At 58.7% G+C, this 20,184-nt stretch carries 21 protein-coding genes; 12 read left to right on the top strand and 9 right to left on the bottom strand.

Features of this window, described 5'->3' with window-relative positions:
• The first annotated feature begins 47 nt into the window (after positions 1–47).
• Positions 48–1,511, top strand: coding sequence for a glyceraldehyde-3-phosphate dehydrogenase (locus AB4N43_RS07140; RefSeq protein ID WP_027921678.1), 1,464 nt, complete (start codon positions 48–50; stop codon positions 1,509–1,511).
• Between the two features lie 160 nt (positions 1,512–1,671).
• On the opposite strand, the gene tcuC is transcribed toward AB4N43_RS07140, so the two are convergent.
• A complete protein-coding gene (gene tcuC / locus AB4N43_RS07135; RefSeq protein WP_059181300.1) occupies positions 1,672–2,970 on the bottom strand; it encodes an MFS transporter in 1,299 nt (432 codons plus the stop codon).
• A gap of 159 nt (positions 2,971–3,129) precedes the next feature.
• On the opposite strand from tcuC, the gene AB4N43_RS07130 reads away from it, so the two are divergent.
• Positions 3,130–4,179 (top strand): FAD:protein FMN transferase, encoded by a 1,050-nt coding sequence (locus AB4N43_RS07130; protein ID WP_050590134.1) that lies wholly within the window; start codon positions 3,130–3,132, stop codon positions 4,177–4,179.
• A 208-nt stretch (positions 4,180–4,387) separates the two neighbouring features.
• Positions 4,388–5,782, top strand: a complete 1,395-nt coding sequence (sthA, locus tag AB4N43_RS07125) for a Si-specific NAD(P)(+) transhydrogenase (protein ID WP_007907752.1) — start codon at positions 4,388–4,390, stop codon at positions 5,780–5,782.
• Positions 5,783–5,824: 42 nt separating this feature from the next.
• On the opposite strand, the gene AB4N43_RS07120 is transcribed toward sthA, so the two are convergent.
• Both AB4N43_RS07120 and AB4N43_RS07115 read right to left on the bottom strand, forming a co-directional pair.
• The gene (locus tag AB4N43_RS07120) at positions 5,825–6,547 is read right to left on the bottom strand and encodes a glycerophosphodiester phosphodiesterase (protein WP_027921675.1); all 723 of its coding nucleotides are present in this window, start codon (positions 6,545–6,547) and stop codon (positions 5,825–5,827) included.
• Positions 6,548–6,561: 14 nt separating this feature from the next.
• Positions 6,562–7,140, bottom strand: coding sequence for a PilZ domain-containing protein (locus AB4N43_RS07115; RefSeq protein WP_027921674.1), 579 nt, complete (start codon positions 7,138–7,140; stop codon positions 6,562–6,564).
• Between the two features lie 94 nt (positions 7,141–7,234).
• On the opposite strand from AB4N43_RS07115, the gene AB4N43_RS07110 reads away from it, so the two are divergent.
• The 3 genes from AB4N43_RS07110 to AB4N43_RS07100 all read left to right on the top strand — a co-directional run bounded on the left by AB4N43_RS07110 (position 7,235) and on the right by AB4N43_RS07100 (position 10,483).
• Positions 7,235–8,485, top strand: coding sequence for a lipoprotein-releasing ABC transporter permease subunit (locus tag AB4N43_RS07110; protein ID WP_027921673.1), 1,251 nt, complete (start codon positions 7,235–7,237; stop codon positions 8,483–8,485).
• Positions 8,486–8,492: 7 nt separating this feature from the next.
• Positions 8,493–9,176, top strand: coding sequence for a lipoprotein-releasing ABC transporter ATP-binding protein LolD (lolD, locus tag AB4N43_RS07105; protein ID WP_167360488.1), 684 nt, complete (start codon positions 8,493–8,495; stop codon positions 9,174–9,176).
• A 62-nt stretch (positions 9,177–9,238) separates the two neighbouring features.
• On the top strand, positions 9,239–10,483 hold the full coding sequence (locus AB4N43_RS07100; RefSeq protein WP_027921671.1) for a lipoprotein-releasing ABC transporter permease subunit: 1,245 nt from the start codon (positions 9,239–9,241) through the stop codon (positions 10,481–10,483).
• Positions 10,484–10,609: 126 nt separating this feature from the next.
• Here AB4N43_RS07100 and AB4N43_RS07095 read toward each other — a convergent pair whose 3' ends face one another.
• Together AB4N43_RS07095 and AB4N43_RS07090 are read right to left on the bottom strand one after the other, a co-directional pair.
• A complete protein-coding gene (locus AB4N43_RS07095; RefSeq protein WP_027921670.1) occupies positions 10,610–11,959 on the bottom strand; it encodes a heavy metal sensor histidine kinase in 1,350 nt (449 codons plus the stop codon).
• Positions 11,959–12,639, bottom strand: coding sequence for a heavy metal response regulator transcription factor (locus AB4N43_RS07090; protein ID WP_027921669.1), 681 nt, complete (start codon positions 12,637–12,639; stop codon positions 11,959–11,961). The genes AB4N43_RS07095 and AB4N43_RS07090 overlap by 1 nt, the downstream gene beginning before the upstream one ends.
• Positions 12,640–12,794: 155 nt before the next feature.
• Between AB4N43_RS07090 and copI the strand changes: the two genes are divergently transcribed.
• Together copI and queF are read left to right on the top strand one after the other, a co-directional pair.
• Positions 12,795–13,319 carry a copper-resistant cuproprotein CopI gene (copI, locus tag AB4N43_RS07085; protein WP_410922272.1) on the top strand — a complete coding sequence of 175 codons (525 nt, stop codon included), beginning with the start codon at positions 12,795–12,797 and terminating at the stop codon, positions 13,317–13,319.
• Positions 13,320–13,380: 61 nt separating this feature from the next.
• Positions 13,381–14,211 (top strand): NADPH-dependent 7-cyano-7-deazaguanine reductase QueF, encoded by an 831-nt coding sequence (queF, locus tag AB4N43_RS07080; protein WP_027921667.1) that lies wholly within the window; start codon positions 13,381–13,383, stop codon positions 14,209–14,211.
• A gap of 84 nt (positions 14,212–14,295) precedes the next feature.
• On the opposite strand, the gene AB4N43_RS07075 is transcribed toward queF, so the two are convergent.
• Both AB4N43_RS07075 and AB4N43_RS07070 read right to left on the bottom strand, forming a co-directional pair.
• Positions 14,296–14,559: a DUF4404 family protein gene (locus AB4N43_RS07075; RefSeq protein WP_027921666.1), complete on the bottom strand. Its 264-nt coding sequence runs from the start codon at positions 14,557–14,559 to the stop codon at positions 14,296–14,298.
• Between the two features lie 109 nt (positions 14,560–14,668).
• Positions 14,669–15,289: a hypothetical protein gene (locus tag AB4N43_RS07070; RefSeq protein ID WP_027921665.1), complete on the bottom strand. Its 621-nt coding sequence runs from the start codon at positions 15,287–15,289 to the stop codon at positions 14,669–14,671.
• 200 nt (positions 15,290–15,489) lie between these two features.
• Between AB4N43_RS07070 and AB4N43_RS07065 the strand changes: the two genes are divergently transcribed.
• Positions 15,490–16,179, top strand: coding sequence for an MlaA family lipoprotein (locus tag AB4N43_RS07065; protein WP_027921664.1), 690 nt, complete (start codon positions 15,490–15,492; stop codon positions 16,177–16,179).
• A 60-nt stretch (positions 16,180–16,239) separates the two neighbouring features.
• Here the strand turns inward: AB4N43_RS07065 and AB4N43_RS07060 are convergent, their stop codons facing one another.
• Positions 16,240–16,539, bottom strand: coding sequence for a PilZ domain-containing protein (locus AB4N43_RS07060; protein ID WP_027921663.1), 300 nt, complete (start codon positions 16,537–16,539; stop codon positions 16,240–16,242).
• 276 nt (positions 16,540–16,815) lie between these two features.
• Here AB4N43_RS07060 and rssB point away from each other — a divergent pair, with 276 nt between their 5' ends.
• Together rssB and rssC are read left to right on the top strand one after the other, a co-directional pair.
• The gene (gene rssB / locus AB4N43_RS07055) at positions 16,816–17,997 is read left to right on the top strand and encodes a two-component system response regulator RssB (RefSeq protein WP_027921662.1); all 1,182 of its coding nucleotides are present in this window, start codon (positions 16,816–16,818) and stop codon (positions 17,995–17,997) included.
• Entirely contained in the window at positions 17,997–18,479 is a 483-nt protein-coding gene (gene rssC, locus AB4N43_RS07050; RefSeq protein ID WP_007943680.1) for an anti-sigma factor antagonist RssC, read from the top strand. Before rssB ends, rssC begins: the two co-directional genes overlap by 1 nt.
• 72 nt (positions 18,480–18,551) lie before the next feature.
• On the opposite strand, the gene tal is transcribed toward rssC, so the two are convergent.
• A complete protein-coding gene (tal, locus tag AB4N43_RS07045) occupies positions 18,552–19,478 on the bottom strand; it encodes a transaldolase (protein ID WP_059181295.1) in 927 nt (308 codons plus the stop codon).
• 283 nt (positions 19,479–19,761) lie between these two features.
• On the opposite strand from tal, the gene AB4N43_RS07040 reads away from it, so the two are divergent.
• Entirely contained in the window at positions 19,762–20,166 is a 405-nt protein-coding gene (locus AB4N43_RS07040) for a hypothetical protein (protein ID WP_228758657.1), read from the top strand.
• Positions 20,167–20,184: the final 18 nt, after the last annotated feature.

Raw genomic sequence — 20,184 nt, 5'->3', positions numbered from 1 at the left:
CGGGAGGGAGTCGGCGGCATAATGTAGCCCCTTTTTTCTGCCCCTACATGTGGAAGGTTCCCGTGACTCAGAAGCCCGACCAGTGTCTTGGTGAATGGATCGACCGTGAAGCACTCGCAGAAGCGATGATTCCGCTTATCGGTCAGCTCTACCGCAATAACAACGTGGTGAGCTCGATCTATGGCCGCAGCCTGATCAACCGTTCAGTCATTGCGATTCTCAAAGCTCACCGCTTTGCCCGTCATCGTCAGTCCGATGACAGCGAATTGTCCGTCCACGAAACATTCCCGCTGCTCAAAGCGATGAGCGAGCTCAAGCTCGGCGCCGCTTCGGTAGACCTGGGCAAGCTTGCGGTCAAGTTCAAGGCCGAAGGCAAAGGTCGCACTGCCGAGCAGTTCGTCCGTGAAGAACTGGCTGACGTCGTTGGTCAGCAGAACGTTTCCGCTCGCAAAGGCACCGACGTTGTCCTGTACGGCTTCGGTCGTATCGGTCGTCTGCTGGCGCGTATCCTGATCGAGAAAACCGGTGGCGGCGACGGCCTGCGTCTGCGCGCCATCGTTGTCCGCAAGGGCGCCGAGAACGATCTGGTCAAGCGTGCAAGCCTGCTGCGTCGTGACTCGGTTCATGGTCCGTTCGACGGCACCATCACCATCGATGAAGCCAACAACACCATCACCGCCAACGGCAACCTGATCCAGGTTATCTACGCGAAGAACCCGACTGAAGTGGATTACACCCAGTACGGCATCAAAGACGCGCTGCTGGTGGACAACACCGGTGTATGGCGCGACGCCGAGGGCCTGGGTCAACACCTGGCTTGCCCGGGTATCGACCGCGTTGTTCTGACCGCGCCGGGTAAAGGCAAGCTGAAGAACATCGTTCACGGCATCAACCACGGTGATATCACTGCTGACGACAAGATCGTTTCCGCCGCTTCCTGCACCACCAACGCCATCGTGCCGGTGCTCAAAGCTGTGAACGACAAGTTCGGCATCGTAAATGGTCACGTTGAAACCGTTCACTCGTACACCAACGACCAGAACCTGATCGACAACTTCCACAAAGGCGATCGCCGTGGCCGTAGTGCCGCGCTGAACATGGTGATCACCGAGACCGGTGCTGCCACTGCTGCTGCCAAGGCACTGCCTGAGCTGGCCGGCAAGCTGACCGGTAACGCGATCCGCGTTCCGACGCCAAACGTGTCGATGGCCATTCTCAACCTGAACCTTGAGAAAGCCACCACTCGTGAAGAGATCAACGAGTACCTGCGCCAGATGGCCATGCACTCCGATCTGCATAAGCAAATTGACTACGTCAATTCGCAGGAAGTGGTGTCCACTGACTTCGTTGGCTCGCGCCACGCAGGCGTTGTGGATGCTGAAGCAACCATTACCCAAGACAACCGCGTTGTTCTGTACGTTTGGTACGACAACGAATTCGGTTACAGCTGCCAGGTCGTTCGCGTGATGGAAGACATGGCCGGTGTAAACCCGCCAGCGTTCCCGCGCTAAGCGTTAGCAACACTTGAAAACGCCCCGACCTAGGTCGGGGCGTTTTTGTTTGTGCGTTGATCGCTCCCATGCTCTGCGTGGGAATGCCTCAATGGACGCTCCGCGTCCGCTTTTCGGCAAGGACGCGGAGCGTGGGAGCGATCTTGCTGGAGAGTGCAGATCAGGCGCCGCCGACTACGGCCGCTTTCGCCGTCCGCAGCTCATGCTTATTCCCCCGGAACAACACCAGCGTCGCGATCAACCCCAGCACCGCCGCACCACTGAGCCAGATCCCCGGCGCAGCCTTGTTGTCCAGCACATGAATCAGATACGTACACGCCGCCGGGGTAAACCCGCCGAACGTTGCAGTCGCCAGGCTGTAGGCCAAAGAGAACCCGGTCGTACGAACCTCGACCGGCATGATCTCGGTCAGCGCCACCACCATGGCGCCGTTGTACGAGCCATACAGGAACGACAGCCACAACTCGACAATCAGCAAATGGCTGAAGCTCGGGTTTGCCACCAGCCACGACAGGGCCGGGTAAGCGGTGAGGATTGCCAGAATCGTCGCCGCCAACAGTAGGGGTTTGCGCCCGATCCTGTCGGACACGGTACCCATCACCGGCAGCCAGAAGAAGTTCGACAGGCCGATACACACCGTCACCAGCAGCGCATCCAGGTCCGACAGATGCAGTTCGGCTTTACCGAAAGTCGGGGTGTAAGCGGTGATCAGGTAGAACGACACCGTGGTCATTACCACCAGCGCCATGCCGGCGATAACAATGCCGAAGTTCTGACTGATCGAGCGGATGATGTCCCGCAGGGTAGGGCGGTGTTTACGCGCCTGGAACTCCGGCGTTTCTTCCAGCGAACGTCGAATCACGAAGATCACTGGCACGATCATGCAGCCGATCAGGAACGGCACGCGCCAGCCCCAGTCACCCATTTGTTCCGGGCTGAGCCAGTGGTTCAAACCGACGCCCAGCAGGCCGGCGAACACCACCGCGGCTTGCTGGCTGGCGGACTGCCAACTGACGAAAAAGCCCTTGCGACCCGGCGTCGAAATCTCGGCGAGGTACACCGACACGCCGCCCAATTCCACGCCGGCCGAGAAGCCTTGCAGCAGTCGACCGAACAAAACGATCAGTGGCGCCGCGACGCCCAGCGTGGCGTAACCCGGCACGCAGGCAATCAGTACCGTGCCAGCGGCCATCATGGCCAGGGTGATGATCAAGCCTTTGCGACGACCATGACGGTCGATGTAGGCGCCGAGGAAAATGGCCCCCAGCGGACGCATTAGGAAGCCTGCTCCGAACGTGGCCAGTGACAACATCAGGGAGGCGAAGGCGCTGTCGGCAGGGAAGAAGGTTTTAGCGATGGCCGTGGCGTAAAAGCCGTAGACCATAAAGTCGAACATCTCCAGGAAGTTTCCGCTGACGACGCGAAAAATTGCTTTGCCTTTGCTCGTATTGGAAGACATCTCTAGGTACTCACGCTGGATCTTGTTTGAAAACGCTGCGCCTGTGTGTGGCGGTCGTAAGTCCGGTCACCGCTATCGCGAGCAGGCTCGCTCCCACAGGTTTTGCGTTTGACTGACGGGCGCAGGCAGACCTCGCGCTCATGCGCTCTGATGCCCATAATGGCGGGCGCGGTTTTGAGGGGAGATGAAGATTTGTTAACTGGACGATGGGGTGGGCTTGTGGTGCTGGCCGGCATTTTGTGCGGTTGTGGCAACGGCGACAGCCTGGAAAGCTTCGGCGGCCCGACCATGGGCAGCACGTATTCGATCAAGTACCTGCGCCATCCCGGGCTTCCCGCCCCGACGGAAGTTCGTGTTCAGGTCGAAAAGATCCTCGCTGAAGTCGATCAACAAATGTCGACCTACCGCAGCGACTCCGACATCGAACGCTTCAACGATCTGCCCGCTAATCGCTGTCAGAAAATGCCCGCGCCGATCCTCAAGCTGGTGCGTGTCGGTGAGCGTCTGTCGGAACAAAGCGAAGGCTCCTTCGACCTGACGGTGGAACCGTTGCTTAACCTTTGGGGCTTTGGCCCGCAGGCCCGGGAAGAAAAAATCCCCACCGCTCAAGCGCTGGCCGAAGTGCGGCCGCGAGTCGGTTACCAGCACCTGCGTATTGATAATGATCAGCTGTGCAAGGACGCGGCGGTCGAGGTCGACTTCAACAGCATTGCCGCCGGTTACGCGGTCGATACGATTGCCGAAAAACTTGACGCAATGGGCATCCACAACTACCTCGCCGAAGCTACCGGCGAACTCAAGGCCGCCGGCAAGAAGCTCGACGGCTCACCCTGGCGCATTGCCCTGGAAGAGCCTCGAGATGACCAGCAAGTGGCAGAGCGCATCATTGCCGTCGACGGTTATGGCGTTTCCACGTCTGGTGACTACCGAAACTATTTCGTGCAGGACGGTCGGCGATATTCCCATACCTTTGATGCGCGAACCGGTACACCGATCCTGCACACCCTGGCGTCAGTCACGGTGATTCATCCTTCGGCGTTGATGGCCGATGGACTATCGACGCTGTTGCTGATTCTCGGCCCTGAACGGGGTTGGGACTATGCCCAGGCACATGACATTGGTGCATTCTTTGTGATTCGTGCCGATACAGGTTTCGTCACACGAACCAATCAGGCTTTTGAACGCCTCAGTGGCGGCAAAGTCGAGTGATGGCAATGATTCAAGCGGTGAAGACTGGCGTTGTAGTGCAGGCAAAACTAGCCTACGACGCGACCAAGGGTTAATGTGCGCGGCGTTGACGCTTCTATAGACTGTGTCCGGGTTCTGCACTGGCCCCAAATTGTTCCTTCACGCCGCAGATCGGCGTGATTTAGCCGCAGGGCGCCGATGGCGCCGCGGCCTGTTCTGAGGAGTACGCATGGCTGTCTACAACTACGACGTGGTGGTGCTGGGTTCCGGCCCGGCGGGAGAAGGCGCGGCAATGAACGCCGCCAAAGCAGGGCGCAAGGTCGCGATGGTCGACAGCCGTCGCCAGGTCGGCGGCAACTGCACCCACCTGGGTACCATCCCGTCCAAGGCACTGCGTCACTCGGTCCGGCAGATCATGCAGTTCAACACCAACCCGATGTTCCGGGCCATTGGTGAGCCGCGCTGGTTCTCGTTTCCGGACGTGCTGAAAAGCGCCGAGAAAGTCATCTCCAAACAAGTCGCCTCGCGCACTGGCTACTACGCCCGTAACCGTGTCGACGTGTTCTTCGGCACCGGCAGCTTCGCCGACGAACAAACCATCGAAGTGGTCTGCGCTAACGGCGTGGTCGAAAAACTGGTGGCCAAGCACATCATCATCGCCACCGGCTCGCGTCCGTATCGCCCGGCCGACATCGATTTCCACCACCCGCGTATCTACGATAGCGACACCATCCTCAGCCTCGGCCACACCCCGCGCAAACTGATCGTTTACGGCGCCGGCGTGATCGGTTGCGAATACGCATCGATTTTCAGTGGTCTGGGTGTACTGGTCGAGCTGGTGGACAACCGTGGTCAGTTGCTGAGCTTCCTCGACTCGGAAATTTCCCAGGCGTTGAGCTACCACTTCAGCAACAACAACATCACGGTCCGCCACAACGAAGACTACGACCGCGTCGAAGGCGTGGACAACGGCGTGATCCTGCACCTCAAGTCCGGCAAGAAGATCAAGGCCGATGCCTTGCTCTGGTGCAACGGTCGTACTGGCAACACCGATCAACTGGGGCTGGAAAACATCGGCGTCAAGGTCAACAGCCGTGGCCAGATCGAAGTCGACGAAGCCTACCGCACCTGCGTACCGAACATTTATGGTGCCGGGGACGTGATCGGCTGGCCGAGCCTGGCGAGTGCCGCCCACGACCAGGGTCGTTCGGCTGCTGGCAGCATCGTCGATAACAACAGCTGGCGCTTCGTGAATGACGTGCCGACCGGCATCTACACCATTCCGGAGATCAGCTCGATCGGCAAGAACGAGCAGGAGCTGACCCAGGCCAAGGTGCCGTACGAAGTGGGCAAGGCGTTCTTCAAGAGCATGGCGCGTGCACAGATCGCGGGCGAGCCTCAGGGCATGCTGAAGATCCTGTTCCACCGCGAAACCCTGGAAGTGCTGGGCGTTCACTGCTTCGGTTATCAGGCGTCGGAGATCGTGCACATCGGTCAGGCGATCATGAGCCAGCCGGGCGAACTGAACACCCTGAAGTATTTCGTCAACACGACGTTTAACTACCCGACCATGGCTGAAGCCTATCGGGTAGCGGCGTACGATGGCCTCAACCGGCTTTTTTGAGCGGCTCCGGCCGGTGGCCTGAGCCGGCCGGGGAGACCGATTTCAGCAATTCTCGAGCGTGGCGCTGGCCAAACCGGGAAAGTCTGTAATCAGGCTGTCAACGCCGAAGTCGGCGAGTCTGCGCATCAGCGCGGGCTCGTTGACTGTCCACACAGACACATGCAGCCCCTGACGTTGCGCCTTCTGCAGGCGTTCCGGCGTACACAGCGTCCAGTTCAACGCCAGAATGTCACAGCCATAGCTTTGCGCGACCTTCAGCGGGTCGAGCCAGGCGTATTCGGCTACCAGGCCGCGAGACACATCCGGCACCAGGTCCAGCGCAGCTTTGAGCACTTCGCGTGAACTGGAGGTGATCGTGACCTTGTCGAGCAGGCCGAAACGCTGAGCCATTTCACGAATTGCCAGCACCGTAGTCGCGGCGCGGGTGCGTGAAGCGCTTTTGACTTCCAGCTGCCAGTGATCGAAGTCGCACTTTTCGAACAATTCTTCCAGCGTCGGAATCGGGCAGGGTTTGATCCAGCCCGGGCCACCTTTGCGTGCGTCGTAAGTCACCAGTTCGGCCGCCGTGTGTTCGACGACTTTGCCGCGACGGTCAGTGGTGCGCTTGAGTGTCGGGTCATGGATGACCATCAACTCGTTGTCCATGGACAGGTGCAGGTCCAGTTCGCAACGGCGCACGCCGTGCTTGAGGCATTCCTGAAAGCTGGTCAGGGTGTTTTCCGGTGCTTCGCCCTTGGCGCCGCGATGGCCGTAGATGAGGGTCACGGTTCTTCCTTAAATTAGATGCCTGATTCGTTTTCGCGGGCCAGTCGTCGTTCCTGGGCCTGCTTCTGCAAAATGTAGCGGGCCAGCAATTGCCGCTGGGCATCGGTCGGGCGTTCGAACTCGGTGCCGACGTCAAAGGCGCCCGCCTTGCGGTCGCAATGGGTGACGCGGGCTCGCAGCAACAGGCCGAGGGCTTGCGGCATCAACACCAGTTTGACCGACAGGTGCGCGCCCACGGCGATAGGCGTCGGGTACTGAAAGTCGATGCCACCTTCGGAAATAATCACCGGCTGCGGCTCGCCAATCTGCCCGAGCACGGTGATTGCAATCACCTGGCTGAGTAAATCGATGCGTTTATTCTGGGATTTCAGGAACGCCGCGAGGTTGCGGTCACGTTCACTGATCTGGCGTAGCAGGTGTTGCGACTCGAATTCGCTCAGGTGCAGTTCGCTGAGCAAGTTGAACAGTGGAGAAGCATCCTGCAACACTTCAAGGCCTGCGGCCTCGGGAGCGGACAGGGTCCGAATTTCCAGTGCGATCGTGTCCTCGATACGGTAGTATTCGCGGCGATCTTCTTCATCTAATGTCGACATGGCGAACCCATGGTAGCGGCGGTGGTCTGAGTGTAAAGCTGGTTATCGACCCCCGCCACAAGGACGTTCCTTTTCCCTCCGAACAAGCCCCGACATGTTCAGACCTCTCTTCGTATTTATTGGCACGCGTTATACCCGTGCAAAGCGTCGCAATCATTTTGTGTCGTTCATTTCCCTGACTTCAATGATCGGTCTCGCCCTTGGCGTGGTGGTGATGATTGTGGTGCTGTCGGTCATGAACGGCTTCGATCATGAGATGCGCACCCGCGTGCTGGGCATGGTGCCTCACGCGACCATCGAGTCCAGTGAGCCGATCAGTGACTGGCAAAGCCTGGCCGCCAAGGTCAAGCAAAACCCGCAGGTGACGGCCGTGGCGCCGTTTACCCAGATGCAGGGTTTGCTGACCAACAATGGCAAAGTCTCCAAAGTCCTGCTCAATGCCATCGATCCTGCGCTGGAGCGCAACGTCTCGATCATTGATAACTTCATGCAGCAGGGCAAACTCGACGATCTCGTGCCGGGTGAATTCGGCATCGTCATCGGCGACAAGGCCGCGGCCAAGCTCGGTGCGGCCCTCGGCGACAAACTGACGTTTGTCGCGCCGGAAGTCACCGTGACCCCGGCCGGCATGTTCCCGCGCATGAAACGCTTTACCGTGGTCGGCATCTTCCATGTCGGTGCCGGTGAGCTGGACGGTTATCTGGGCATCACCAATTTGCAGGATCTGGCCAGGCTGCATCGCTGGAAGCCGGATCAGGTGCAGGGCATCCGCCTGAAGTTCGACGACCTGTTCCAGGCGCCACGCACCGCGTGGAGTATCGCTCAACAACTGGGCGAAGACCGTTATTACGCCCGCGACTGGACCCGTACCCACGGCAATCTGTATCAGGCCATCCGCATGGAAAAAGCCATGATCGGCCTGCTGTTGTTGCTGATCGTCGCCGTTGCCGCATTCAACATCATTTCCACATTGGTGATGGTGGTGAACGACAAGAAGGGCGATATCGCGATTCTGCGCACCCTGGGCGCCACGCCACGCACGATCATGGCGATTTTCATGGTGCAGGGCACCGTCATCGGCGTGGTCGGTACGCTGATTGGCGCTGTGGTCGGGATCTTCGCGGCGCTGAACGTCAGCGCCGCGATCTCGGCCCTAGAAGGCGTGATCGGCCATAAATTCCTCAACGCCGACGTGTACTTCATCGATTACCTGCCGTCGCAAGTGCAGAGCCAGGACGTCTTGATGGTCTGCGGCGCCGCGTTGGTCCTGAGTTTCCTCGCCACCCTGTATCCAGCCTGGCGTGCCGCGCGCACCCAGCCTGCGGAGGCGCTACGTTATGAGTGAGTCGGGCATGAGTGATAAAGCAATCTTGAGCTGCCGCAACCTGGGCAAATCCTACGAGGAAGGCCCGGAGTCGGTGGAAGTGCTGGCCGGTCTGCAACTGGAGTTGCACCCGGGCGAGCGTGTGGCGATTGTCGGCACCTCGGGTTCGGGCAAAAGTACCTTGCTCAACCTGTTGGGCGGCCTGGATACGCCGACCAAGGGCAGCGTCTGGCTTGACGGTGAAGAACTGTCGGCACTGAGCGAGAAGAATCGCGGTTTGCTGCGTAACCGCTCCCTCGGCTTCGTGTACCAGTTCCACCATTTGCTGCCGGAATTCACCGCGCTGGAAAACGTCTGCATGCCGTTGCTGATCGGCAAGACTGCGATCCCGGAAGCACGTCAGCGCGCCACGGCCTTGTTGGAGCGGGTAGGGCTGGGCCATCGCCTGGAGCACAAGCCGTCCGAGTTGTCCGGCGGCGAACGTCAGCGCGTCGCCATCGCCCGCGCCCTGGTGAACAAGCCAGGCCTGGTGATGCTCGACGAGCCGACCGGCAACCTCGACTCCCACACCGCCCAGGGCATTCAGGATTTGATGCTGGAACTCAGCACCTCGATGCGCACCGCGTTCCTGGTGGTGACCCATGACATGAACCTGGCTCGCCAGATGGATCGCGTCCTGCATTTGCAGGAAGGTTGCCTGACACCCATCTGATTGACCGAAACCCGGCGTCTTGAACGACGTCGGGTCTTTTATTTTTATACGGTGCCCAGCGAATGTTCAGACCGTTATCGATCTTCATCGGCGCGCGCTATACCCGCGCCAAGCGCCGCAATCGCTTTGTTTCCTTCATCTCGATGACTTCGATGATCGGCCTCGCCTTGGGTGTGCTGGCGATGATCGTGGTGTTGTCGGTGATGAACGGCTTTCAGCGCGAAATGAGCTCGCGAATCCTCGGCATGGTGCCGCACGCAACCATCGTCGGCGTGAACCCCATTGACGATTGGCAGCCGGTTGCAGCGGCCGCGATGAAAAATCCGGAAGTCACGGCCGCGGTGCCGTTCACCGAGATGGAAGGCATGCTGTCCTACAAGGGCTCGATGCAGCCGATCCAGGTCAGCGGCGTCGATCCGGCATTGGAAGGCGAGGTCTCAATCGTTGCCAAGCACATCGTTCAGGGGCGTCTGGATGCCTTGAAACCGGGTGAGTTCGGCGTGGTGATTGGCGAAATCACGGCGCGGCGTTTCCGTTTGAACGTCGGCGACAAGATCACCCTGATTGTGCCGGAAGTCAGCACTGCCCCAGGCGGGATTACCCCGCGCATGCAGCGCCTGAACGTGGTTGGCGTGTTCAAGGTCGGGGCTGAACTGGACGGTTCGATGGCGTTGATCCACATGGCCGATGCCGCACAAATGCAGCATTGGGAGCCGAATCAGGTGCAGAGCGTGCGCCTGGCGGTGAAGGATCTGTACGCCGCGCCGCAAGTGTCGAGCGACATCGCCAGCGGTTTGGGTGCTGCCTACAAGGCTGACGACTGGACCCACACCCAGGGCAGTCTGTTCAGCGCGATGAAAATGGAAAAAACCATGATCGGCCTGCTGTTGCTGATGATCGTCGCAGTGGCGGCGTTCAACATCATCGCGACCCTGATCATGGTGGTGAACGACAAGGGTGCGGACATCGCGATCCTGCGCACCATCGGCGCCACGCCGGGGCAGATCATGGCGATCTTCATGGTTCAGGGCACCGTGATCGGGATTGTCGGGACCTTGATCGGCGGCGTGTTGGGCGTGATTGCGGCGTTGAACGTCAGTGAACTGGTGGGCTGGATCGAGCGGGTGAGTGGGCAGCACATTTTCAGTTCTGACGTGTACTTCGTCAGTAACCTGCCTTCGGAATTGCAGGGCGGGGATGTGCTATTGATTTGCTCGGCGGGGTTTATCTTGAGTTTCCTGGCCACCGTTTACCCAGCGTGGCGTGCGGCGAAGATCGAGCCGGCTCACGCGTTGCGGTATTCGTAACGCCTGAAATCGCCATCGCGGGCAAGCCCGGCTCCCACAGTTGATCGAGTTGAATCACACCGTTGTGAACGACTCCAAACCCTGTGGGAGCCGGGCTTGCCCGCGATGAGGCCGGAACTGCTGGCCTCAACTTCCCTTAGGCAACTCAATCACAAAGCGCGTCCACCCATTCTCTGATTCGCAACGAATCTGCCCGCCATGGGCACGTACGATTGACTGCGTAATCGCCAGCCCCAACCCCGCATGTTCGCTGCTACCTTCCTGACGCGCCGGATCGGCCCGATAAAACCGGTCAAACAATCGCGGCAGCAATGCCCCGTCAATCCCATCGCCACTGTTTTCAACCGACAGGGTCAACCCTTTGGCCTGCTCGACAATCCGCACCCGAACCTCACCCTCGGCCGGCGTGAACCGCAACGCATTGTCCAGTAAATTGGACAGCGCCCGGCGCAACATGCTGCGATCACCCTCCATGTGCGCGTTACCTTCCCGCGTGAGCGTCACCTGAGCGTCTTCTGCCAGCGGCGCAAAAAACTCCAGCAACAGATCCACTTCCTGCGCCAGTTCCAGCGGTTCGCGCTTGGGCGACAGCAACCCATGATCCGCCTTGGCCAGGTACAACATGTCGTTGACCAGTTGCGCCATCCATTGCAGTTCTTCGAGGTTGCTGTGCAGCGCCTCGCGGTAGTCCTCGATGGGGCGGGGGCGGGTGAGGGTGACCTGCGTGTGGGTCAGCAGGTTCGACAGCGGCGTGCGCAGTTCGTGGGCGATGTCGGCGGAGAATGCCGAGAGTCGTTGAAAAGAGTCGTCAAGGCGTCCGAGCATGGCGTTGAAGCTGTGGGCCAATTCCGCGAGTTCTGGCGGCATCTTCTCTTCGGGCAGGCGCGCATTCAGTGATTGCGCTGACACCCCCCGGGCGACCGCACTCATGCGCCGCAATGGGCGCAACCCGCTGCGCGCGGCCCAGGCACCGAGTAGCGCAGTGGCCAAGGCGGATAAACCAACAGTCAGCCAGATCAAATGCTGCATGCGTTGCAGAAAATGCTGGTGATGGGTGATGTCCAGCAACAGGGTCAGCTGCGGGGAATCAGGTTTGTCGACAAACAACGGCGCATTCAGCACGCGGTAGTCGGTGTCGCCGTCGTTGAGGGTCGATAAGCCGGGTGTTTGCGGGAGCCTGTCCGGTAACTGCGTCGAACTGTCATACCAGCGCTGGCCATCGCTGCCGGTAATGCGCAGCGATAAATCGGCCTGGCGGCTCAATTCATCCGCGAGTCTGATTTTGCTCTCGCTGGATTGAATGTCGTGAAGTGCCCGGCGCAATCCAATCAGCTTGCCGTCCAGCAATTGCTGATCGAGCTCGACGAAGTGCGCCTCGCTGGCGCGACTGAACAACACCCCGGCGAACAGCGAAACCACCGCTGTGCAGGCCGCAAACAGCAATGCCAGACGGCTGCTCAACGAAAGACGCCGCATCAGGCGATACGCTCTTCAAGGACGTAGCCCATGCCGCGCACGGTGTGGATCAGCTTGTTGGGGAATTGATCGTCGATCTTCAGGCGCAAACGACGGATCGCGACTTCGATGACATTGGTGTCGCTGTCGAAATTCATGTCCCAGACCTGAGAGGCAATCAGCGATTTGGGCAGGACTTCGCCCTGACGACGCAGGAGCATTTCCAGCAGGGCGAATTCTTTGGCCGTGAGGTCGATACGCTGGCCGCTGCGCTCAACGCGACGGCGGATAAGGTCCAGGCGCAAATCGGCCAGTTGCAGGCTGGTTTCCTGTGGCGAAGCGCTGCCGCGACGCAATAGGCTGCGGACCCGGGCCAGCAGTTCCGAAAAGGCGAACGGTTTGACCAGATAATCATCGGCACCCAGTTCGAGGCCATGGACCCGGTCCTCGACTGCGTCACGCGCCGTCAGAAAAAGCACCGGCGTGTCGAGGCCGGCACTGCGCACCGCTTGCAGAATCTGCCAGCCATCGCGACCGGGCAACATCACGTCGAGAATCAACAGCGCGTAGTCGCCGCTCAGCGCCAGTTGTTGTCCGGTGCTGCCATCGGCCACCAGTTCCGCATTGAAACCGGCCTCGGTCAGGCCCTGGCGCAAGTAGTGGCCGGTTTTCGGTTGGTCTTCGACGATCAGTAATTTCATGGGCGACTCTGGGCAAATGGAACGAACGCTTTATACCGTGGGCGGCGTTATTTCAGGTCAACCTGACAAAGTTGTAATCTGGCTGTCAGGTTGCGGGCAGTGGCCGCAGTTTAGAGTTTTCCACAGGCTGAACCTTATCTTGTTGGAGTACGACTATGTTTTTGCGCAAATCTTTGCTGCGGATGGCGTGTTTGTTGGCGTTGAGTTCGCCGGTGTGGGCTGCCCCGGCGCAGTCCTACGACTTCGGCCAACCCGCTGCGGCGGCCAAGGCGACTCGCAGTGTAGAAGTGGTGATGGGCGACATGTCGTTCACCCCCAAGGCGATTGATATCAAGGCGGGTGAGACCATTCGTTTTGTGCTGGTGAATAAAGGCCAGTTGTTGCACGAATTCAACCTGGGGGACGCGGCGATGCATGCCAAACACCAGCAGGAAATGTTGCAGATGCAACAGAGTGGCATGCTGACGCCTAATGGCATGAAGGAAATGGACCACGGTGCGATGGCGGGCATGGATCATGGAATGATGAAACACGACGACCCGAACAGCGTCCTCGTCGAGCCGGGTAAAACCGCCGAGCTGACCTGGACCTTCACCAAGGCCAGCAGCCTGGAGTTTGCCTGCAACATCCCCGGCCATTATCAGGCGGGCATGGTCGGCAAGTTGACTGTCAGTCAGTAAGCACTCAATGGCGGGCGCAAAGGCTGGTAGAATCCGCTGATTCTTCAGTCAGGTTTCCGCCATGCATCCCGCAGCCGAACACTCGCCGCTGGGCAAATCCAGCGAATACATCGCCACTTACACGCCGTCCCTGCTGTTCCCGATCCCGCGTACCGCGAAATGGGCCGAGCTGGGTCTGACGGCTGAGACCCTGCCGTATAAAGGCGTGGATTTCTGGAACTGCTTCGAACTGTCGTGGCTGTTGCCGTCCGGCAAGCCAGTCGTGGCGATTGGCGAGTTCAGCATCCCGGCGGATTCGCCGAACATCATCGAATCGAAGTCGTTCAAGCTGTACCTGAACTCGCTGAACCAGACGCCGTTTGCCGATACGGCGAGCCTCGAAGCGACGCTGGCGAAAGACCTGTCGGCGGCTGCCGGCAAGCCGGTTGGCGTGCGCATTCGCAGTCTCAAGGACGTTGAAGCCGAAGGCGTGGTTGCGTTGCCGGGTGTGTGCATTGATGACCTGGACATCAGCGTCAGCAACTACGAACACCCGCGTCCGGAGCTGCTGCGTTGCGATGAGTCGCGCATCGTGGAGGAGAGCGTGCACAGCCATTTGCTCAAATCCAACTGCCCGGTCACCAGTCAGCCGGATTGGGGTAGCGTGGCGGTGGAATACCGTGGCGCGGCACTGGATCACGCGAGTTTGCTGGAGTACATCGTGAGCTTCCGTCAGCACTCGGACTTTCATGAGCAGTGCGTGGAGCGGATTTTTCTCGACTTGCAGCGGCTGCTGAAGCCGGAGAAATTGACGGTGTATGCGCGGTATGTGCGCCGTGGAGGGCTGGATATCAACCCCTATCGCAGCACCGAAACCGTTCAACTGCCGAACCATCGCCTGGTCCGTCAGTGAAGATCTAATGTGGGATAGCATTGCCAATCCCGGATATTAAAAAGCCCCGCTATCGCTAGCGGGGCTTTTTTGTATCCGGCGGGTTCAGATCCCCATGTTGCCCAGGGTTTGCGCGATGTTGCGCAACGTGCCGGCAATAACAGGGTGTTCGAGTTCAAAGCGTTCGACGGCCAGGTTGACGCCGTCAGCCAGACTGGAATCCTTGGTTTCCCGTTCCAGTTCAAGTTTCAGTTCGATCTGTTGCATCAGCGCGTGCAGGTCTTCGCGCTCGGCTTCGGACAGCGGTGGATTCTGTTCCAATTGCTCGCGCAGAGTATTGAGTTGTTCTTGCAGTTCGCGGGCAGGCATGGCGTTCTTCCTTTTATCGATAGGCACTGGCATAGACCGCAGCCTCGCGCCAAAGGTCTATGGCTGACCTTTAGATTAATCCACTTGCGCGCAACCTGCATGATCTCGGTCAGGGCTTTTCGCCCTTGAGCCGGCGCAGGCTGATATCGGCCAGGCAGGTGTCGAGGTCGCCGAGATGATCGATCACCGAATGCACGCCCAGCCCGAATAGCTGCATCGTCGCCTTGCCGCGCAAGTGCTCGCGCTCCTTTTGGGTCAATGCGTGCCATTCGCTGGGTGCGAGGCCGCAGAGCGAGCCGCAGGACGCCAGGCCAATCGTCCACAACCCGGCATTCAGCCCCGATTGCAGCAACCGGGGTTCGCCACTGACCAGCACGCAGCCATCCAGGCGTTCGACGTTCAACGCCATCAGGGCTTGCCAGCAAGCGTTCGGAGCGGGCCATGGGTTGATTGTTGCGGAATGTTGCGACGAGGTGATCCAGGAGGGCAGGGTGACGGCCAAGGAATGACTGAGGGTGGGAGGTAGTTCATCGAGCCAGGCGCAGGGAATTTGCTGGCGCTGCAAACTGCGCAGGCTGTCCAGCGCGCCGGGAGTGGCCTCGGCGTGCTCGGCAGAGTAAGCCCCGTTCTGACGCGTCCGGGCGCCGAAATCCACCAGGCAACCACTGAGGCCGAACAGGACGGCGGTCAAGCTGGGTGCTGCAACGGGCAAGGTTTCGGCGTGCGGCATAGGAGCGTCCCTGAAATAGTGACAAGGCTATGCGGCGTCAGTGACAGTTGAGTGACATTGATGTGAAGCGCTCTCAATCGGAGCGATTCATCTGTAGGCGAATGAGCGCGAGGCTGCCTAAACTGGCTTTTCCGTCTTATACTTGCCAGCTTAATGCCCGGGCCAAGTGCCCGCGCCAGTAAAATCCAAGGAGTTTTTTTATGCGCTGGAGCAATCATCTCGCTCAGCTTTTTGTGTGTGCCAGCGTGTTGCTGGTTCCGTTTGGGGCTCAGGCTGCTTCAGAAGACGATCCTTGGGAAAGCATTAACCGTCCGATCTACAAGTTCAACGATGTGATCGACACGTATGCACTCAAGCCTGTGGCTCAGGGCTATGAGTTCATCACGCCGCAGTTTCTGGAAGACGGCATCCATAACATGTTTCGCAACGTCGGTGACGTCACCAACCTGGTGAACAACATTCTGCAGGCCAAACCGGCCGCGGCGGGCACCGACACTGCACGTATCATCTTTAACACCACGTTCGGCCTGCTGGGCTTCTTCGATGTCGGGACCAAGATGGGCCTGAATCGTAATGACGAAGACTTCGGTCAAACCCTTGGCTACTGGGGTGTCGGTAGCGGCCCGTATGTGATGCTGCCGCTGTTGGGCCCAAGCACCTTGCGTGATGCGCCTTCCAAGTATGTCGACAGCTACACCGGCCCGTACCCTTACATCAACGATGTGCCGGTGCGTAACTCGGTCTTCGGCCTGAACATCGTCGACACGCGTGCCAGCTTGCTGTCGAGCGAGAAGCTGATCACCGGCGACAAGTACATCTTCATCCGTAATGCGTACTTGCAGAACCGTGAATTCAAAGTCAAAGACGGCAAGGTTGAAGACGATTTTTAATCTCGACCGGTAAAACGAAGAAGGCGGCCCATGGGCCGCCTTCTTCGTTTTGGATCCGGCTTATTTCATCTTCAAGATTGTAAGCCCGAGTTTCTGACCTTCACCGTCCAAAGGCTTCACCCACACCACTTCGGTGTCGGCCTCAAGACCTTTTAAGGCGGCGTGATCGGAATCGATGCGCACGTTGAGCCGGTCGCCCACCTTGAACTCACGCTTCGCTTCAACCTGCATGCCACTGCTGGAAAGGTCGATGCAGACGGCTGGCACCTCATCACCTTCATGAATCAACGACACATCGGCATCGACTCGCATGCGGATGAAATCGCGCTTTTCGCTGTAGTCCCGACCGGTTTGACTCATGGGCTCGATCCTTCCATTGGGTTACGGATTTGTCCGTTCTTATAACTCCCGGTGATTTGACAAGTAAAGACGCCAAGCGACCATCGGCGTGAGCTTGAAACGCCTCTCGGATGGGAGTACCGTCTGCGCCTTAGAAGGGCACCTCTGGTGTACAGGTGAGTAGGGCAAACGCTCGAAAACGGTGCAATAGAGAGGCTAGAAAGCGAATCCAGTAGTGTGAGCCGGGCTAAAACCCGTGCCTGCTACGCCAACCTAATTCTGGCGCCGTTTGCCCACATGCCAAAAACCAGTGCCACGCTGCTGATAATCGATGATGACGAAGTAGTGCGCGCGAGTCTCGCGGCCTATTTGGAAGACAGTGGTTTCAGTGTCCTGCAGGCCAGCAATGGCCAACAGGGTCTTCAGGTATTCGAGCAAGACAAGCCCGACTTGGTCATCTGCGATCTGCGCATGCCGCAGATGGGCGGACTCGAACTCATTCGCCAGGTTACCGAACGGTCCCCGCAAACGCCGGTGATTGTGGTTTCGGGTGCCGGCGTGATGAACGACGCGGTCGAGGCACTGCGCCTTGGCGCCGCGGATTACCTGATCAAGCCTCTCGAAGATCTGGCAGTGCTCGAGCATTCTGTGCGCCGGGCCCTTGATCGTGCGCGCCTGCTGCTGGAAAACCAGCGCTACCGCGAAAAGCTGGAAAAGGCCAACCGCGAGCTCGCCGCCAGCCTGAACCTGCTCCAGGAAGACCAGAACGCCGGTCGCCAGGTGCAGATGAACATGCTGCCGGTCAGCCCCTGGACCATCGACGAGTTTCAGTTTGCGCACCAGATCATCCCGTCGCTGTACCTCTCGGGTGATTTCGTTGACTACTTTCGGGTCGATGAGCGTAGGGTAGCCTTCTACCTGGCAGACGTTTCCGGGCATGGCGCCTCTTCAGCGTTCGTTACCGTGCTGCTGAAGTTCATGACCACGCGCTTGCTGTTCGAATCCAAGCGCAGCGGTACATTGCCGGAATTCAAGCCTTCAGAGGTCCTTGGTCATATCAACCGAGGCCTGATCAGTTGTAAGCTGGGTAAACACGTCACAATGGTCGGTGGAGTCATCGACGAGGAGACAGGTTTGTTGACCTATAGCATCGGTGGTCATTTGCCGTTGCCAGTGTTGTACACGCCAGACAGTGTTCGTTATCTGGAAGGGCGCGGTCTGCCGGTGGGGCTCTTTAATGAAGCCACCTACGAAGACCACGTGCTGGAGCTGCCGCCGACGTTCAGCCTGACGCTGATGTCTGATGGCATTCTGGACCTTTTGCCAGAAGCCACACTCAAAGAAAAAGAAGCGGCGTTGCCCCAACGGGTCAAGGCTGCGGGCGGCACCCTGGATGGGCTGCGGCAGGTTTTTGGATTGGCCACGCTGGGGGAGATGCCGGATGATATCGCCCTGTTGGTGTTGAGCAGGAATCTTTAATGAGTACCGGTAGAATCCAGTTCGCCGAGCAGGATGGCACCTTCGTCCTGAAATTCGTCGGTGAAGTTCGCCTGACCCTGTGTTCGGCGTTGGATGCGACTATTGATCGGATCTTCACCGCGTTGAATTTCAACGCGATCGTGATCGACCTGACCGAAACCCGCAGCATCGACAGCACCACCCTTGGCCTGCTGGCCAAATTGTCGATCCTGTCGCGGCAGAAAGTCGGCTTGCTGCCGACTGTCGTCACCACCCACGAAGACATCACCCGGCTGCTCGAATCCATGGGCTTCGAGCAGGTGTTCAACATTGTTGACCAGCCAGTGCCGTGCCCGGAATGCCTGGACGACCTGCCAGACCAGGACCAGTCCGAGGAAGTGGTGAGGATCAAGGTGCTTGAAGCCCACAAAATCCTCATGGGCCTCAATGATCACAATCGTGAAGCGTTCCATGACCTGGTGAACGCGCTGGAGCGTCACTGATCACTTAAGTAACTGGCACAAAAAAGGGCGAACCCATCAAGGTTCGCCCTTTTTGTATTGCGCTAACTCAAATCACAGCTTGGCTTGCAGCAGAGCTTCAAGCTTCTCCTGGTCGCGAGCAAACTGACGAATGCCCTCAGCCAGTTTCTCGGTCGCCATCGCGTCCTCGTTGGACAACCAGCGGAACTGCGCTTCATTCAAGCTCAGGCGCGCCTCACCGGCATGCCCAGGCGCCAACTTGCGCTCCAGCTTGCCAGTGTCCGTCGCCAGCTTCTCCAGCAGGTCCGGGCTGATGGTCAGGCGATCACAACCGGCCAATTGCTCAATCTGGCTCAGGTTGCGGAAGCTCGCGCCCATCACCACCGTCTTGTAGTCATTGGCTTTGTAGTAGTTGTAGATGCGGGTCACCGACTGCACGCCCGGATCATCCGCGCCGGTGTAGTCGTTGCCGTTGGCTTTCTTGTACCAGTCGTAAATCCGGCCCACGAACGGCGAGATCAGGAACACGCCTGCATCGGCACACGCGGCTGCCTGAGCAAACGAGAACAACAGCGTCAGGTTGGTTTGAATGCCTTCTTTTTCCAGTGTCTCTGCCGCGCGAATGCCTTCCCAGGTGGAGGCAATTTTGATCAGCACGCGGTCACGGCCAATCCCGGCCTTGTCGTACAGCTCGATCAGACGGTGCGCGCGCTTCAATACGGCGTCAGTGTCGAACGACAGACGTGCATCCACTTCGGTGGAAATGCGGCCCGGGACAACCTTCAGAATCTCTTGCCCGACTGCAACGCCAAAACGGTCGCTGGCCAGGCCCACATCGCCTTTGCAATCGTGAACGCAAGCGTTCAGCAATTCGGCGTAGGCAGGAATCGCTGCGGCTTTGAGCAACAGGGAAGGGTTAGTGGTGGCGTCCACCGGTTTAACGCGAGCAATAGCTTCGAAGTCGCCGGTATCGGCAACCACGGTGGTCATTTGTTTCAGTTGTTCCAGCTTGGAAGTCATGGGCGTGCTCTGTCCTGTGGGTCTAATGACATTACCCGAGCGCTGACAGCCACTCAAGGGCGCATGTACGTATCAATGGCCCCAGCGGCAACAACCTGAAAACGGCTGTTTGAATGGCGGGGCACCGTATCGGTTAATACGATGCCAAAACCGGGCACAGGTTCAAGGTAACTGACCGTTGACGCCTTATCTTGAGAGGAGGCGCTGTTAAAAAGGGTCGGGCCCCGCCGTTATAAGATGTCAAATAGCGAGGCCCGGATGCCGTGTAACGTGCTGCTGATAAATGGATGTATCGGACGGGAAGATGACTTCACAGGGGAAGCAGGTGTCTGGAAATGTGGAGGCCTTCGATGACCTTATCCTGGGTTATGTCCTGAAGAAACTCACCGAAGTATTTGAAGAGTTGATGGCCGTTTCAAAAAATAACCACCCGGATAATTTGCAGGGTGTGGTTGAAATGGGCAGGGTTAAAGCCGCAAAAAATATTCCCGGTTGGCTGCAGCGAGTGAAACACAGCGTGCCGTCTCAGGTCACCCGCGTAATGATGGAGCAAATGAACGACGCGCAACAACGTCAGCAAGACCTGCGCATTGAAGCGCAAGTCGTATTGTTGGAAGTGCTGGTGGAAGCCTCTCTGGCGCTCGACCCGACGAGTGATTCCGAATGCACGAACAAGAGCCCCCATTAACCACGGAGGCTGTTTTTC

The sequence above is a fragment of the Pseudomonas sp. S2_B07 genome, assembly GCF_054668435.1.
The sequence above is the reverse complement of the archived record's forward strand: the minus strand, read 5'-3'. Positions and strand labels throughout refer to the sequence as shown.

Bases quoted from the DNA above. Each gene is read 5' to 3' on its own strand.
- AB4N43_RS07130 (WP_050590134.1), top strand. From the start codon at position 3,130: ATGGCGGGCGCGGTTTTGAGGGGAGATGAAGATTTGTTAACTGGACGA.
- AB4N43_RS07115 (WP_027921674.1), bottom strand. From the start codon at position 7,140: ATGTCGACATTAGATGAAGAAGATCGCCGCGAATACTACCGTATCGAG.
- rssC (WP_007943680.1), top strand. From the start codon at position 17,997: ATGAGTACCGGTAGAATCCAGTTCGCCGAGCAGGATGGCACCTTCGTC.
- AB4N43_RS07060 (WP_027921663.1), bottom strand. From the start codon at position 16,539: ATGAGTCAAACCGGTCGGGACTACAGCGAAAAGCGCGATTTCATCCGC.
- AB4N43_RS07040 (WP_228758657.1), top strand. From the start codon at position 19,762: ATGGATGTATCGGACGGGAAGATGACTTCACAGGGGAAGCAGGTGTCT.
- AB4N43_RS07065 (WP_027921664.1), top strand. From the start codon at position 15,490: ATGCGCTGGAGCAATCATCTCGCTCAGCTTTTTGTGTGTGCCAGCGTG.
- rssB (WP_027921662.1), top strand. From the start codon at position 16,816: ATGCCAAAAACCAGTGCCACGCTGCTGATAATCGATGATGACGAAGTA.
- copI (WP_410922272.1), top strand. From the start codon at position 12,795: ATGTTTTTGCGCAAATCTTTGCTGCGGATGGCGTGTTTGTTGGCGTTG.
- AB4N43_RS07070 (WP_027921665.1), bottom strand. From the start codon at position 15,289: ATGCCGCACGCCGAAACCTTGCCCGTTGCAGCACCCAGCTTGACCGCC.
- sthA (WP_007907752.1), top strand. From the start codon at position 4,388: ATGGCTGTCTACAACTACGACGTGGTGGTGCTGGGTTCCGGCCCGGCG.
- tcuC (WP_059181300.1), bottom strand. From the start codon at position 2,970: ATGTCTTCCAATACGAGCAAAGGCAAAGCAATTTTTCGCGTCGTCAGC.
- AB4N43_RS07090 (WP_027921669.1), bottom strand. From the start codon at position 12,639: ATGAAATTACTGATCGTCGAAGACCAACCGAAAACCGGCCACTACTTG.
- AB4N43_RS07095 (WP_027921670.1), bottom strand. From the start codon at position 11,959: ATGCGGCGTCTTTCGTTGAGCAGCCGTCTGGCATTGCTGTTTGCGGCC.
- AB4N43_RS07075 (WP_027921666.1), bottom strand. From the start codon at position 14,559: ATGCCTGCCCGCGAACTGCAAGAACAACTCAATACTCTGCGCGAGCAA.
- AB4N43_RS07140 (WP_027921678.1), top strand. From the start codon at position 48: ATGTGGAAGGTTCCCGTGACTCAGAAGCCCGACCAGTGTCTTGGTGAA.
- tal (WP_059181295.1), bottom strand. From the start codon at position 19,478: ATGACTTCCAAGCTGGAACAACTGAAACAAATGACCACCGTGGTTGCC.
- AB4N43_RS07110 (WP_027921673.1), top strand. From the start codon at position 7,235: ATGTTCAGACCTCTCTTCGTATTTATTGGCACGCGTTATACCCGTGCA.
- queF (WP_027921667.1), top strand. From the start codon at position 13,381: ATGCATCCCGCAGCCGAACACTCGCCGCTGGGCAAATCCAGCGAATAC.
- lolD (WP_167360488.1), top strand. From the start codon at position 8,493: ATGAGTGATAAAGCAATCTTGAGCTGCCGCAACCTGGGCAAATCCTAC.
- AB4N43_RS07100 (WP_027921671.1), top strand. From the start codon at position 9,239: ATGTTCAGACCGTTATCGATCTTCATCGGCGCGCGCTATACCCGCGCC.